At 72.6% G+C, this 14,639-nt stretch carries 10 protein-coding genes and 1 tRNA gene; 7 read left to right on the top strand and 4 right to left on the bottom strand.

Annotation, left to right across the window (positions count from 1 at the left end; translation table 11 throughout):
- Positions 1-9: 9 nt before the first annotated feature.
- Positions 10-1,641 (top strand): L-glutamate gamma-semialdehyde dehydrogenase, encoded by a 1,632-nt coding sequence (pruA, locus tag FXF68_RS14695; RefSeq protein WP_148759557.1) that lies wholly within the window; start codon positions 10-12, stop codon positions 1,639-1,641.
- 10 nt (positions 1,642-1,651) lie between these two features.
- Here pruA and FXF68_RS14690 read toward each other — a convergent pair whose 3' ends face one another.
- Complete coding sequence (locus FXF68_RS14690) at positions 1,652-2,860, bottom strand: cytochrome P450 (protein ID WP_148759556.1); 1,209 nt, start codon at positions 2,858-2,860, stop codon at positions 1,652-1,654.
- 66 nt (positions 2,861-2,926) lie between these two features.
- Here FXF68_RS14690 and FXF68_RS14685 point away from each other — a divergent pair, with 66 nt between their 5' ends.
- The 6 genes from FXF68_RS14685 to FXF68_RS14665 all read left to right on the top strand — a co-directional run bounded on the left by FXF68_RS14685 (position 2,927) and on the right by FXF68_RS14665 (position 10,542).
- The gene (locus FXF68_RS14685; protein ID WP_148759555.1) at positions 2,927-3,565 is read left to right on the top strand and encodes a TetR/AcrR family transcriptional regulator; all 639 of its coding nucleotides are present in this window, start codon (positions 2,927-2,929) and stop codon (positions 3,563-3,565) included.
- A gap of 32 nt (positions 3,566-3,597) precedes the next feature.
- A tRNA-Met gene (locus FXF68_RS14680) sits at positions 3,598-3,674 on the top strand.
- A gap of 469 nt (positions 3,675-4,143) precedes the next feature.
- Positions 4,144-5,358: a hypothetical protein gene (locus FXF68_RS14675; RefSeq protein ID WP_148759554.1), complete on the top strand. Its 1,215-nt coding sequence runs from the start codon at positions 4,144-4,146 to the stop codon at positions 5,356-5,358.
- 100 nt (positions 5,359-5,458) lie between these two features.
- On the top strand, positions 5,459-5,629 hold the full coding sequence (locus tag FXF68_RS42340; RefSeq protein WP_187412397.1) for a hypothetical protein: 171 nt from the start codon (positions 5,459-5,461) through the stop codon (positions 5,627-5,629).
- Positions 5,630-5,654: 25 nt separating this feature from the next.
- Entirely contained in the window at positions 5,655-9,557 is a 3,903-nt protein-coding gene (fxsT, locus tag FXF68_RS14670) for an FxSxx-COOH system tetratricopeptide repeat protein (protein WP_246178780.1), read from the top strand.
- Positions 9,558-9,591: 34 nt separating this feature from the next.
- Positions 9,592-10,542: a hypothetical protein gene (locus tag FXF68_RS14665; protein ID WP_148759552.1), complete on the top strand. Its 951-nt coding sequence runs from the start codon at positions 9,592-9,594 to the stop codon at positions 10,540-10,542.
- Here the strand turns inward: FXF68_RS14665 and FXF68_RS42335 are convergent.
- From FXF68_RS42335 to FXF68_RS14650, 3 genes are read right to left on the bottom strand one after another with little or no spacing between them, the layout of a single operon-like run.
- The gene (locus FXF68_RS42335; RefSeq protein WP_187437928.1) at positions 10,539-12,950 is read right to left on the bottom strand and encodes an ATP-binding protein; all 2,412 of its coding nucleotides are present in this window, start codon (positions 12,948-12,950) and stop codon (positions 10,539-10,541) included. The two genes, FXF68_RS14665 and FXF68_RS42335, sit on opposite strands and share 4 nt — an antisense overlap.
- Positions 12,940-13,950, bottom strand: a complete 1,011-nt coding sequence (locus FXF68_RS14655; RefSeq protein WP_148759551.1) for a P-loop NTPase family protein — start codon at positions 13,948-13,950, stop codon at positions 12,940-12,942. Before FXF68_RS14655 ends, FXF68_RS42335 begins: the two co-directional genes overlap by 11 nt.
- On the bottom strand, positions 13,947-14,408 hold the full coding sequence (locus FXF68_RS14650; RefSeq protein ID WP_148759550.1) for a hypothetical protein: 462 nt from the start codon (positions 14,406-14,408) through the stop codon (positions 13,947-13,949). Before FXF68_RS14650 ends, FXF68_RS14655 begins: the two co-directional genes overlap by 4 nt.
- Between the last annotated feature and the right edge of the window lie 231 nt (positions 14,409-14,639).

Genomic DNA, 14,639 nt, shown 5'->3' with positions numbered 1-14,639 from the left:
GTTCCTTTCATGGACGCCGTGACCACCGTTCCGACGCCGGCGAACGAGCCGGTGCGCGGCTACGCCCCGGGCAGCGCCGAGCGGGCCCGGCTGGAGGCGAGGCTCGCCGAGCTGACCGCCGAGGCGCCGATCGACCTGCCCATGACGATCGGCGGCGAGCGCCGGCTCGGGGCGGGCGCGAAGGTCGCGGTGGTGCAGCCGCACAAGCACGCCTCCGTCCTCGGGACGTTCGGCACGGCCACCGAGGACGACGCCCGCGACGCCATCGACGCCGCGCTCAAGGCCGCCCCCGGCTGGCGGGCGCTGTCCTTCGACGACCGGGCCGCGATCTTCCTGCGGGCGGCGGACCTGCTCGCCGGGCCGTGGCGGGAGACGCTGCTCGCCGCGACGATGCTCGGGCAGTCCAAGACCGTCCAGCAGGCGGAGATCGACAGCCCGTGCGAGCTGGTCGACTTCTGGCGGTTCAACGTGCACTTCGCGCGGCAGGTCCTCGCGGAGCAGCCGATCAACAGCCCCGGGGTGTGGAACCGGTTCGACCACCGGCCGCTGGAGGGGTTCGTCTACGCGATCACGCCGTTCAACTTCACCGCGATCGCCGGGAACCTGCCGACCGCGCCCGCGCTGATGGGCAACGTCGTGGTGTGGAAGCCGTCGCCGACGCAGACGTACTCGGCCGTCCTGCTCATGCGCCTGCTGGAGGAGGCGGGCCTGCCGCCCGGCGTGATCAACCTCGTGACCGGGGACGGGCTCGCCGTGTCGAGCGTGGCGCTGGAGCACCGCGACCTCGCGGGGATCCACTTCACCGGGTCCACCGCGACGTTCCGGCACCTGTGGAAGACGGTCGGCGACAACATCGGGAAGTTCCGCGGCTACCCGCGGCTCGTCGGGGAGACGGGCGGCAAGGACTTCGTCGTCGCGCACCCCTCCGCCGACCCGGCCGTGCTCAAGACGGCGCTCGTGCGCGGCGCGTTCGAGTACCAGGGGCAGAAGTGCTCGGCCGCGTCCCGCGCGTACGTGCCGCGGTCGATCTGGGACGGCGGCCTCAAGGAGGCCCTGGCCGCCGAGGCCGACGGGCTCACCATGGGGGACGTCTCCGACCTGTCCAACTTCATGGGCGCGCTGATCGACGAGCGGGCGTTCGCCAAGAGCAAGGCCGCCATCGACCGCGCCAAGGAGGACCCGGGCGTCGAGATCGTCGCGGGCGGGACCTACGACGACTCGGTCGGGTACTTCGTCCGGCCGACCGTCCTCGTGTCGGACGACCCGGACAACGAGATCTTCCGCACCGAGTACTTCGGGCCGATCCTCGGCGTCCACGTGTACGAGGACGACCGCTACGAGGAGATGCTCGCCCAGATGGAGTCGATCGCCGACTACGCGCTGACCGGCGCCGTCATCGCGAACGACCGGGAGGCCGCCGCGCACGCCGCCGAGGTGCTCCGGTACGCGGCCGGGAACTTCTACATCAACGACAAGCCCACCGGCGCCGTCGTCGGACAGCAGCCGTTCGGCGGGGCGCGGGCCTCCGGCACCAACGACAAGGCCGGATCCGTGTTCAACCTGCTCCGCTGGACGTCGCCGCGCTCCATCAAGGAGACGTTCGTCCCGCCGACCGACTACCGCTACCCGCACATGGGCTAGCCGACGGGGGTCAAAGCGCTCGGATGCCCGTGGCTGGGAGGCTCTTCCAGCCACGGGTGAACGGCGACGCGATCCGTTCCGCGTTCTCCACGTCCACGCCGGCATGGGGATGGGCCCTCAGCAATTCCTCGAAGGCGACCCGGGCCTGGAGCTTGGCCAAATGCGAGCCGATGCAGAAATGCACGCCGCTGGAGAAGCCGAGATGGCGCGGGATCTCCCGGGTGACGTCCAGGGCGCCGGCGGACGGGCCGAACTCGCGGAAGTCGCGGTTGGCCGCGCCGAACAGCATCATCACCTTCTCGCCCTCGGGGATCTCCGTCCCGTGCAGGGTGACGGGGCGCGTCGTCGTCCGCCCGAGGGCCTGCACCGAGCCCTCCAGGCGCAGGAACTCCATCAGCGCGTTCGGGACGAGCGACGGGTCGGCCGCCAGCCGCTCGCGCTGCGCGTGGTCGCCGTCCAGCAGCGCCACGCCGTGCGAGATCAGGTTCCCGGTCGTGTCGTTGCCGCCCGCGACCATGACGAAGCAGAAGCCGAGGACGTCCCAGTCCGTGAGCCGCTCGCCGTCCACTTCGGCGACCGCGAGCGCGCTGATCAGGTCGCCGGACGGTTCCCTCCGGCGCGCGGCGATCACGTCGGTGAAGTAGGCGAACATCTCCGCCACCGCCTCGACCGCCTCGCTCCGCATCGACTGCGGGTGGAAGCCGTCGTCCTGGAGGGTCGTCAGCGCCGACACCCACGGGCCGAACCGCGCCCGGTCCGCCTCGGGGACGCCGAGCAGGTGCGCGAGCGCGAACGTCGGCAGCGCGGACGCGAAGTCGCGGTGCAGGTCGGGCGTCTCACCGTCCGCCGCCTTCCGCTCCATCAGCGCGATCCGCGACCGGGCGAACCCGCGCAGCAGATCCTCCAGGGCGGCGATCCGGCGCGGCGTGAACCCGTGACTGACCAGCCTCCTCAGCACGCTGTGCCGCGGCGGGTCGAGCATCACGATCGTCGGGGGCAGGCCCAGCGTGCCGATCTCGTCCGGGTAGAACGTCAGGCCCTGGGCGGACGAGAACGTCTCCGCGTCCCGGACCGCCGCCCAGACGTCGTCGAACCGCGACAGCGCCCAGAACGGCGGATCGTCGTGCCGGTGCACCGGGTCGTCGTCGCGCAGCCGCCGGTACGCCGGGTAGGGATCGGCCTGGAATCCGGGATCGAACGGGTCGTAGACGTCCGCCATGGGGCTCCCGTCTGCCGCGACTTATAACGGCCACCGTTAATAACGCCCCCTGTTAGTATCACCGCCGTGCCGAAGGACGCAACCACTACCCGCCGACGGCTCCTCCGCGCCGGCGCCCACCACCTCGCCGCCGACGGCATCGACGCCGCCCGCACCCGCGACATCGTCGCCACCGCCGGACAGGCCAACGACTCCGCCGTCACCTACCACTTCGGCTCCCGCGCCGGGCTTCTCCAGGCCATCCTCGCCGAGGGCGTCCAGCGCATGGAGCCCGCCCGCGAGGCCACCCTCCCCACCCTCGGCACCGACGACCTCCACGGCATCGTCGACGCCATCGTCCGTCCCACCGCCGACGAACTCCGCACCCCCGAAGGCCGCGACTTCCTCCGCATCACCGCCCAACTCGCCGGACGCGCCGGAATCCGCGACCACCGCCCCCCGCCCCTCCTGCACGGCACCGCGCTCGCCCGCCAGCTCGAACTCCTGGAGACCGCCTGCCGCGCCACCCTCCCCGAACCCCTCGCCCTGGAGCGCATCGCCGTCGCCATCGCCTTCCTCACCACGGCCCTGGCCGACCGCACCGGCCGCCTCGACCCCGCCACCCCCCAGCGCACCCTCCTCGACCACGACACCTTCACCGCCGACCTCACCGCCATGCTCGCCGCCGCCCTCCAGGCCCCCGTCCCTCCAAACCCGTTTGCCTAAGCACCTCCGGCCCCATAGAGTTAAGCCATCGCCGCGGGGTGGAGCAGTTCGGTAGCTCGCTGGGCTCATAACCCAGAGGTCGCAGGTTCAAATCCTGCCCCCGCTACCAAGAAGCACGAAGCAAGGGCCCGGTTCTCAACATAGAGAACACGGGCCCTTAGTCATTCGCCCGCCATCCGCTCGTGGCGGGGGCGATCTGGAATGGCGGGTGGACGGAAAGCCCTGCTGCCAACCACGCGGTCACGGCCGCGACCGTCCACGCCTCCCTTTATCGGGGGGCGTTATTTTTTTGGTGGGAGGGCCGGGGCTGAGAGTGGGGTTGTTTTGTTGTGGCTCTGGTGGCGGTTTGTCCATGGACAAGGTGGGTGGGAGGCGGGGTTTTCGGACGATGGAACGGGCTTAGTCCGGGTTCACGGTGGTAGCCGCATTTCGGTCAGGAGGTAAGTCGACCGGTGTCGCGGTGGCCTTTCGGTGGGTGGAGATCGTTTCTTATGATGTCCGTGCTCGCAGGCATCGGCGAGCCCGGCCGCCGGCGGTGATCCGCCGCACGGAGTCGGCCCCTGGAACGGAGTGTGCCGTTGGGCGCGCGCTTACCGTGGAGACGGCTGTCGCGGATCGTCCCGCCCATCGTGGTCGGGGCGGTGCTCGCCACGATGGCCGGGCTCGGCGCGGGCGCGCTCGTCCATCCCCATGATCTGGCGGGGTCGGCCCGGTACTCGCTGCTCGCCGGGTTCCTGCTCGCGATCGGGCTGTACGGGAGCACCCACGCGATCGAGCTCGGGGCGCTCAGGCGGGACGTCCGGGGCGTCCTCGTGGCCGTCACGCTGGGTGTGGTCCTCAAGGCGACCCTGATCGCGGGGGTGATGCTCCTGGCGTTCCACGAGGCCCGCTACCTGGTGCTCGGCATCGCCGTCGCGCAGATCGACCCGCTGTCGGTGGCCGCGATGCGGGCGGGCAGCCGGATGTCGGAACGGGCGAAGGCGCTCCTTTTCGCGTGGGCCTCGTTCGACGACCCGGTGACGGTGCTCCTCGCCCTCTACTTCTCGATCCTCGCCTTCCGGTTGTCCGGACGGGACGGGTCGCCGCGGGCCGGTCCGTCCGGAAGCGGGCTCGGCGCCTACCTGGTCGACCTCGGGTGGAACCTCGCGCTGGCGGCGGGGGCGCTGCTGGTGTTCCTCGCGCTGCGCGCCCTGCGGAGGCGTGTGGGCTCGGACGTCGAGGGGGGCGGGCGCGGCGTCGACCTGCTCTCCCTGGTGGCGCTGGCGGCCGTCTTCCTCGTCGCCGCCGACTCGATGCTGATGCTGGCCGTGGCCGTGACCGGCCTGTTCTTCCGCGTGGGGGCGTACGCGGGGTTCATCGACCGCGCCGTGTCGGTCGCGTTCCTCGTCGCCTCCTTCGCCCTCGGGCTGCTGCTCGTGGACGGCGTCGACCCGCTCCCCGCGCTGGTGCTGGGCTGCGCGGCGTTCGGCGCGCAGGCGCTCATCTCGCTGCTCGTGGTGCCCGTCCTCAAGCACGGGCTGAGCCGCCGCGACCGCGTCCACCTGGCGCTCGGCCAGCAGAACGGGATCACCGCGATCATCCTGGCGCTGGCGCTGGAGCCCGACTTCCGGGGCACCGTCGGCATCGTCGCGCCCGCGATCCTCGTCGTGAACGTCCTGCACTACGCCTCCAACGGGCTCCTGAACCGGTTCGCCGACCGGTTGCCGGACCCCGGCGAAGAGACCCTCGTCGGTCCTTGGCCGGACGTGGAAAAAGCGGCAGACGACGCAGTCGCCATTGCGGATCGGGACTAGCCTGACCCTGCCCATGCGGGATGGCGGAAGTGGCCTTGACATGTGCGGCCGAATTCGGTCAACCCCAAAGAACTCCCGTGTCAGCCGAATAGAGTGATCGATGGACGAGGCGAGCGAGGATCTTCCGACCACCATCATCGACGTGACCGACTTCGATCTCGATCAAATGGACGCGCTGCCGAGCGAGGCGCTTCGCAGGGCCGTCAGCCGCATCTATTGGGAGAACCTCGAAGAGTCGGCTTTGTACCTGACGTTCAAGGCGCGAATATGAGCCCGAAGGAGCCGCGTTGGTCCCCGTGCCCGACGTCCCGCCGCGCAGCGGCCCCCCGGACGTCATCGCCCTGACCTCCCCGGAGCGCGGCGCGGGCTGCACCACCGCCCTCGCGAACCTCGCCTGGATGCTCGCGCTCGCCGGCCGCGTCGTGCTCCTCGTCGACGGCGACCTGGCGTCGCCCGCCCTGGAGGACCACGCGAAGACGTTCGCCGCCTCCGGTCCTGACGACGCCGGGCTGGTCGACCTCGCCCGCGGCTTCGGCGCCGACGCCCCGGACGGGCTCGACCTGCAGTCCGTCCTGCGGCACCGGCGGCCGCCCGGCCCGCCGATCGCCGGCCGGGTGGACTTCCTCCCCGCGCTCGGCCGCGGCGGCGCCCGCGGGCACTGGACCGGACCGGACATCCCCGACCCGGTCGGATTCGCCGCCGCCCTCCGCGAGAGCCTGCGCCGCACCGAGTACGACCACGTGCTCGTCGACGCCGTCGGCCTCCCGGCGGGGGCGCTGGCGAAGCTCGCCGACACCGTGGTCGTCGGGGTCCGGGCCGACCGCGGCGGGATCGCGGCCGGTGAGGGGCTCGCCCGGGAGCTGAGGACCGCCGACGTCCCCCGGCTCGTCCCGCTGCTCATGCAGGTCGAGGACCCGGCGTGGCAGGACGAGGCTCGGGTGCGGTTCGCGTGGCTGTTACCCGGCACGATGCCGCCCGCCGCGCGCGACGGCTACTGGCGGCGGATGGCGACCCCCAAGGTCTCCGACGCCGCCTCCGGCACCGTCTCCGCCGCCGGGGCCGGGGCCGCCGGAAGGCTCGCCGTGTTCGGCGGCGACCCGGTCGCCGCCCGGCTCCTGCCCGCCTACCGGGACGCGCTCCGCGAGATCCTCGGCGACCCGGGGTTCGACCCGCCGCGGGCCGCGGCCGAGACGGTCGAGGCGTACCGGGAGCGCGTCGGCGCGGACGGCGCCTCGCGGACGCGCCGGTACCGCGTGGTCTACGAGCCCGCCCAGCGCGCCTGGGCCGACTGGCTCGCCGTCCAGCTCCGCTCGACGCCCTTCCGCCCGGTCGGGGACGGCGCGCCCCGCGATGACGACCTCGTCCTCGTCATCGGGCCCGAAGGCGCCGCCACCTCGGGGGCGGCGCCGGTGTCCGACGGCGGCTGGTATCTCAGGCTGTCGCCCGAGGACCCGGCCGACGGCGTCCCGGAGACCGCGCGGATCGACCTGTTCGCCCTCGACGAGCGGGACGCCCGCCAGGAGCTGTTCCGGCGGCTGATGCCCGCGCGCACGCCGCCCGAGCACCGGGACGTCCCGGGCGAGCCCCGGTTCCCCCGCCGTCCGCCCGCCGCCCGCCGCCTGCCCCCGCCCGCGGGCCCCTTCGTCGAGCGGGGCGACGAGATCGAGCGGATGCGCGACGCGCTGCTCGGCTCGGACCGTGACGGCGTCTACACGATCGACGGCCCGCCGGGCACCGGCAAGAGCCGGCTCGCCATGGAGTACGCGCACCGGTTCTCCGGCGACTACGACGTGATCTGGTGGATCACCGCGGCGTCGGCGCCGAGCGTGCGCGCCGGGCTCACCGCCATGCGCGACGCGGTCGACGCGCGCGGCGACGGGCGCAGGCCCGCGTCCGCCGCGGGCGATCCCGTCGCGCAGTTCGTCAAGGAGGAGGTCGACCGCGCCGGCACCTGGCTGCTGGTCTACGACAACGTCGAGCGCCCCGAGGACCTGGACGGCCTCGTCCCCGAGACCACTCGCGGCCGCCACGTCGTCATCACCGGCGGGAACGTCGAGGCCCTCCGCAACGGCGTGCTGGTCCGCCGCGTCGAGAAGGCCACCCGCGCGGGCGCGTTCACGCGCGCCGAGAGCCGGGAGCTGCTCCACGGAACGGTCCGGGCCCTCTCCGAGGAGCACATCGACCGGCTCGCGGAGCGCATGCGCGACCTCCCGCTCAACGTCGCGCTGGCCGCGGCGTGGGTGGAGCGCCACGCCGACCGGGCCCAGCGCGGCGCCGCCCTCCCCGAGGCGCAGGGCCTCCGGCCGGAGGCGGCCGCGTTCCGCGAGCTCCAGGCCGTCGAGGACGCGGCCGAGACGTTCCTGAGCCTGTTCGCCGACCGCTTCGCCACCGCGCCGACCACAGCGCCGACCGCGGCGCCGACCGCGGCGGCCGGGCCGGAGGACGCCGACCTGCTAACCGCCCGGACCGTCCTCGGGCTGACGCTGGAGTCCCTGCGCCAGGCCGACTCCGGCGACGCCGCCGTGCGGCTGATGCGGATGGCGGCGTTCCTGTCGCCCGACGGCGTGGGCCGCAGGCTGCTGTTCTCGCCCGCCATGCTCGCCGCGCTGGAGAAGCGCTGGCCCGACCTCGCCGAGGACTCCGTGCGGCTGGAGGCGCTGCTCATCCGGCTGGCCCGGTACGGGCTCGCCGAGGTGGACTACGAGCTCGGCGGGGAGCTGCGCGTCCACCGGATGGTCCAGAAGATCGTCCGGGAGTCGCTGGCGGACGACGAGCGGGCCGAGGTGGTCGCCGAGGTGCACGGCGTCCTCGCCGCGTTCGCGCCCGCCGACGCCGAGGTCGACCAGCCCTACCACGCCGCGACGTTCGCCGAGCTGGGGCGGCACCTGGTGGTCAGCGAGGCGTTCGCAAGCCGGGAGCGGCCCGTCCGCCGCTGGCTCGCCTGCCACCTGCGCCACCTGTACGTGGCCGGGGACAGGCACGACCGCTCGCTCGGCCTCGCCGCCGCCGAGCGGCTCGCGGCCGACTGGCGCGACCGCTGGGGGCCCGACGACCCGCTGCTGCTGCGCGTCGAGGTGCAGCGCGCCAACCTGCTGCGGGCGCTCGGCCGCTTCGACGAGGCGGCCGCCCTGTCCGCGGACGCGCTCAACCGGCAGATGCGCCTCGGCCGCACCGACATCCGGACGCTGATGAGCGCGCGCGGGTACGCGGCCGACCTGCGCCTGTCCGGCGACTTCGCCGCCGCGCTCATCCGCGACCGCGCGACGCTGCTCGGGCTGCGCCGCGAGTTGGGCGACGACCACGAGCTGACCAGGACCGCCGCGAAGAACCTCACGCTGTCGCTGACGCTGGAGGGGCTCGACTCGTCCGTCCGGGAGGCGCTGGAGCTCGAACGGCGCAACCGGGAGCGGCAGCACCGGGTCGACCCCGGCGACCGGCTGGAGGTCGCCGTCTCCACCTACCGGATCGGCGCGCTGCTGCGCCACCTCGGCCGGTACGAGGAGTCGGCGCGGGAGCTGACCGTCGCGGTCGCCGACCTCCGCGAGCTGTACCGGGAGGACGCCGCGAACCCCCACCTGCTGTGCGCCCAGCGGCACCAGCGCATCACCCGCCGGCACCGGCCCGGCGACCCCGACGCGCGGCACACCGACCTGCGGGAGCTGCGCCGGCTGCTGAGCCTCCACCTGGACGTCCACCCCGGCGAGAACTACGAGACGCTGGCCTGCCGGCTGGCCCTCGCCGCGGCCGAGCACGCCTGCGGCGCGCACGACGCCGCGCGCGCCGGGGCGGGCCGCGCCGTGCTCGGCTACCTCGGCCTGTACGAGGAGGGGCACCCGTTCGTCCAGCTCGCCCGCTGCAACCTGTCGGTCTACGCGCTGGCCTGCGGCGACGCCGAGTTCGCCGGGGAGCAGAGCGAGACCGCGCTGGACGCGCTGCGCGAGAAGCTCGACGACGACCACCCGTACGTGGTGGGGGCGCTGGTCGACCGGGCGAACGCGCTGATGGCCCTCGGCCGCCCGGAGGAAGCCCTCGACCTCGACGAGCAGGCCGAGGAGCGGCTCGCGTCCTGCTACCCCGACGACGACCACCCGTGGGCCCTCGCGGTGCGCGGGAACCTCGCCCACACCCGGGCGCGGCTGCGGGACGAGGCGCCCGGCACCGGGCGCCGCGCGTTCGAATGGGACGCCCCGCAGATCTGAGACCGGCCCGGAACCCCCTGGAGAGGAGACCGAGGTGAGCGAGACCGCGAGGCTTACCACCCGGCGTGCCGAGCACGTCGGCGGCAGCCCCGGAACGCTGTTACTGGAGCACACCGTCGAGGAGGAGTTCGAACGGGCCGCCGGGCTGGTCCACACGGCGAACTTCATCGACGGCATGTTCCGCTTCGCGGTGGAGGACCCCGGCCTGACCCCGAAGGACCGGAAGCTCCACACCCGCATCGGGTGCAGGCTCGGCCCGACGTTCGACAAGTGCGACGCCTGGACGGCCCCGCTGGACAGCGGGCGTCTCATCCGCATGGTCCTGTCCTGCGCCTCCGGCGCCGTCTACTACATCTCGCTCCGCCCGGGGGAGACCCAGTTCGGCGTCGCGCGGGAGGGCGAGCCCGCCGAGCTCGGCGACCGGCAGATGGCGTGGATCTCCGACCGGGTCCGCGCGCTCTACTCGCTGGGGCCGGAGAACCTGGGCGGCTACAGCACGTACGCGCCGGCGCTCCCGGACGTCCCCGAACCGGCGCCCGTCGTGTTCGAGGCCCCCGGCGCCGACGCTCGCCTCCTGGACCTCAGCCGCCGCCGGGTCTCGCCGCTCGACCTGCACTACGTCTCGGCCCATCGCGGCGGCGAGCACCTGTTCACCACCGACGTCCTCGCCGACGACGTCCTCGGGCAGTACTTCCGCAGGGTGTCGGTCGCCGAGCGAAGGAAGCGCTACGAGGAGATCAGCCTCTCCGCGCGGCAGCTCGTGCGGTCCCTGTCGTACCAGCTCGAACCGGTCCTGCGGGGACGGTTGGACCGCCTCGTCATGGACGTCGAGCAGGGCGCGCTGTACTACCGGGGGCTGCCCGACGGCCTCGTGCTGTTCGGGGTGACGCTGCGCCAGTCGAGCGTGTGGGACGCCGACCGGCGCCTGGAGACGATCATCGACGAGTACACCCGCGACCGGGCGGCGGGGCCGGGCCCGGCCTAGAGGGGCGGTGGCCCGGGGTCGCGGTCCATGGTCTCGGCGGCGCTGAGCACGTTGTGCCGGACGCGGCCGCTCAGCCCGTCCAGGCTCTCGGCGATCGCGACCTGGGCGACGGACCCGCTGAGGCCGGGCACCGCGTCGTCGGACAGGGCGTCGAGCTGGCTGAGCGACGACAGCGGGACGGCGTCGTAGCTCGCGTCGAACGCCTCGCACAGCTTGTCGAGCCGCGCGCGGTCGTCGGCGGCGGGGCCCGAACCGGGGCCCGACCGGGAGCGCACGTCGGCCAGCCAGGAGGCGACCGACCGCTCGAACGAGGTGACGAGCCGCCGCAGCACCATGCTCACCCCGATCGCCTCGAAGATCTCGTAGCGGCGTAACCGGTAGTTGAGCATCGCGCCGGTGGTGGCGGCGTCGTCGCGGGACAGGTCGAAGGCGCGGCCGATGTAGGCGTCGACGTCGTCGATGGCGGCGAGGGAGTCGAGCGCCATGGTGAACAGCCGGACGACGGCCTCCGGCAGTTCCCGTCCCGGGTCTTCCGGCTCCTCCCCGGCGGCGGCCGGGAGGTGCGCGAGGTCGCTCTTGATCGCCTGGAGCTGCCGGTCGGTGTGCCGCCGGATCAGCTCGACCTGGTTCTGCAGGTCGAGGACGCGGTCGTGGGAGGCGGTGACCTGCCGCCGGATCCGGTCCACCGAGTCGCGCATCAGCGCGATGTCGCCGTCGGCGGCCGGTCCGGGGCCGGGACGGCGGCCGAGGATCTCGCGGTTCAGCTCGTCCAGGCGGGAGGTGAGGACCTCGTGGAACCGGTCGGCGGCGTACACGATCGGCGGCGCTCCGCACGCGCGGGTCAGGGAGGGGCGGATCTCCTCGCTGAGGAACCCGGTCACCACGACCACGCGGCGCTCGGGGTTGCCGCGGCGCAGCGTCTCGACGCGCCCGATCAGCGGCTCGGCGTCCTTGGGCAGCACCAGCCGCCCGCTCACCACGATCGCGCAGCCCGCGGCGTCCTGCCCGGTGGGCATCGGGATCCAGAAGTCGGGACGCTCGCCGCCCGGCCGCAGCGGGTGCCGCGTCTCGGCCGCCCAGCCCCGCCCGGTGAGGATCTCCGAGACCTGCGAGCGGATGTCGTCCAGTGACGCGACGTAGCCGAGGTTCTCCCGCCGCGCCGCCTCGTGGACGGCGGGGACGTCGACCTTGGCGGGCGGCTCGGTGAGCTGGAAGCTGCGGTAGCAGAGCCGGACGACCTGCCGGGGACGGCCGCCGGTGAGCCGGTGGATCGCGTCGCAGGCCGACTGCTCGAACGGGTCGAGCACGCCGCCCTGGCGGCGCCTGACGTACTCGGCGATCTGCTCGCCGTCCAGCGGGGACGGCGAGATCAGGGTGCGGATCCGGGAGCGGACCTCGCCGGGGATCTGGTCGACGTACTCGGGCAGGCCGCCGAGGACGAGCAGCGCCCCGCTCTCCACGAACGTGCGCAGGAGCTTGTGGAACGACTTCGGGGTGTCGGTGGCGGGCTGGTCGGGACGGCCGAGGAGTCGTTCGATGTCGTCGACGAGGAGCGCGAAGTGCAGGCCCTGCCGCCCGTAGAGGCTGGTGAGCGCGCCCATGCAGTCGAGCATCTGGGCGTCGGACGACAGCTCCCCGGTGACCCCCTGCTCCTGGAGGCGGGCGTCGGGCGGGACGCCGCCGGCCAGCCAGTCCATCACCGCGAGCGCGAGCTGCGCGTCGGCGAGCAGCGCGAACGCGGTGCCGAACTGCTTGCTCCCGGTCACCTGCCAGAGCCGCTCCTGGAGCTGCCTCGGCACCCGGGCCGCGAGCCCGGTCTGCCGGGCGAGGGTCCGCGGGTCGACGGAGGGGTCGCGCCGCTCCAGCGCCCGCGCCTGCTCGGCCAGTTGCGGGAAGTCGGTCCTGAGGCGTTCGGCGACAACGTCGGCGTAGTAGCCGAGGACGACGCTCTTGAGCTCGTCGGGATGGAACCTGGGGATGAACGAGGTGCGGTAGAGGGTGCCGAAGTCGGACGCCTGGGCGGAGAGATAGACGATCTTGCGGGGGATCGCGGCCCCGGGAGCCGGATGGCGCAGCCGGTGGATCAGCGTGTTGAGCAGGTGGGTCTTGCCGGTGCCCGCCTCGCCGAAGACGGCGATGACCTCGCCGCTCGCGCCGGTGGAGGACGCCCGCACCGCCTCGTCGTCGGTCAGCGCCCGCGGGTCGGGGGCCGGGCCCGGTCGGGCGCGCGTGTCCCGCCAGGGCCGCAGGTTGCGCGCGAGGTACTCGTCGACCACGTGCCGCGCGGTGAGGATCGCCCGGGTGTCGAGGCCCGCCACCTCGTCCGGCAGTTCGCCCAGCATCGCGGACGCGCCGGGCGGAAAGGGGTTGGGCCGTGCCGCCGGCGACGGCTCATGATCATCGGTCATGAGGAGCCCGTTCCCTCGATCCGCGAGCCACGATGAATTGGGACTCCAAGTCACTGTAACTCACATCCCGCGAACTGTCAGTACCAATGATCTGCTCAAAAAGATCTACAAGTCCGTCCACCAGCATCCTTATCGTCATGCGACCCTCATAGGCGGTCATAATTCTCGTAATATCGTCTTCCTGAATCTTCCAGGATTCCTGGCCGTCCGTTTTCCCGGAGAGGCGCTTCCGGATGAATGCCCAGCCGTCCTCGACCTCCAGTGAGCGGGTGTGCAACTGGATGACGGAGATGTTGCCGTGGAACGGGGGTTCGTCCTTGTCGAGGTCCTCGTCCTGGATCTCGGTGAAGAAGAGCATGCAGGGCTGCACGACGTCGGCGTAGAGGCACACGTCGGCCAGGTTGGTGGAACGCGGGAGGATGACCACGACCAGCGGGCCGCCCCTGACGGAGGCGAGGTCGATCTCGAACAGCATGGTGCTGATCTCGGCTCGGATCATGTCCGGGGTGAGGGTCCGGTCCCCCTTCAGCCGCTCAATGTCGCTGATCACGTTCTGGACCTGCTGTTTCCGGTTCTGGTCGTCCCGAAAATGCTGGCTCGCCAGCAGTTCCCAGCAGATCCTGAGGGCCAGTCCGAGCATTCGCCGCTGCGGTGTGCCGGTGGGGCCGACCAGAGACCGCGCGTCGACCACGCGCACTTCGGCCGGAGTGGAGAGCTCCTTGAGGTAGTGGGCGCACCGGCATATCAGGGATGTCTTCCCGGTGCCGTGCGCGCCGTGGACGTAGACGAGATGTCCACGGTCGCGGATCATTTCGAGATCGCTGAATTCCTCTTTGAACTCGTCGAAGCACGACTTGAACGATCGGGTGTCCACGTAGTGTTCCTTGTGCTCTTTCACCCGGTGCGGTTCCAGGGCCAGCGGCGGCCTGTCGGCGTACCGCTCCAACCGGAGCGGGTTCTTCGTGGAGAGACGACCGCTCTGCGGCCTCGGCTCGTTCATCGCGGGGGGACCTTCTGCCAGAGCGTGAACCAGCGGAGGAGCGGCGGGCGCCAGGGATGCTCCAGGGCGCGCGCGGTGCCGCCGACCTGCGCGTCGATGCGGCGGACGGCGTCCATGACCGCGGTGTGCCTGGCCTTCCTGTCGTCCTCGCCCAGCTCGGTCCAGCCCCCCACCACGGACTCGTCCAGCCGGTCCGGGGCGAGCGCGGCGAGCACCGGGGACACGGTGCGCCACCAGGTGCGGCGGGCCTTGACCTCCTCCAGGCGGAGCGCCAGCGCGTGCCCGGCGGCGTGCACGGGCTGCGGGGGCGGCTGGTCGCCCCGCTCGCGCTGCCCGGCGTAATCGTCCGCGGCGGAGCGGAATTCCCGGCCCAGCCGCCGGAGTTCCAGGGCCTCCTTGCGGCCCCGGTCGACGGCCGCCCGCCATTCGGTGGTGAAGAGCGTGAGGAGCGCTCCCAAGAGGAGCGGTCCGAGAATCTTTCCAGCGGACACCCACGCCGACGAGCCCTTCTTCTCCTTCTCGCGCGAAACGGACTGGGAACCGATCAAGGCGTCGCACGCGCGATTGAATTCCCCGCTGTTATGCACGGCCCAGGCTTGCAGTTCGGACGGGGTGGGAGTGCGTGCGGCCACAGTCGGCCACGGCGAGGCGGCGGGGGAGGCGGCGGGGGAGGCGGCGGGCGGGGTGCC

The sequence above is a fragment of the Actinomadura decatromicini genome, from assembly GCF_008121305.1.
GTDB lineage: Bacteria > Actinomycetota > Actinomycetes > Streptosporangiales > Streptosporangiaceae > Spirillospora > Spirillospora syzygii.
The sequence above is the reverse complement of the archived record's forward strand: the minus strand, read 5'-3'. Positions and strand labels throughout refer to the sequence as shown.

Coding starts and splice junctions, on each gene's coding strand:
- pruA (WP_148759557.1), top strand. CDS start 10: ATGGACGCCGTGACCACCGTTCCGACGCCGGCGAACGAGCCGGTGCGC.
- FXF68_RS14690 (WP_148759556.1), bottom strand. CDS start 2,860: ATGGCGGACGTCTACGACCCGTTCGATCCCGGATTCCAGGCCGATCCC.
- FXF68_RS42340 (WP_187412397.1), top strand. CDS start 5,459: ATGGACGAGGCGAGCGAGGATCTTCCGACCACCATCATCGACGTGACC.
- FXF68_RS42335 (WP_187437928.1), bottom strand. CDS start 12,950: ATGACCGATGATCATGAGCCGTCGCCGGCGGCACGGCCCAACCCCTTT.
- FXF68_RS14655 (WP_148759551.1), bottom strand. CDS start 13,950: ATGAACGAGCCGAGGCCGCAGAGCGGTCGTCTCTCCACGAAGAACCCG.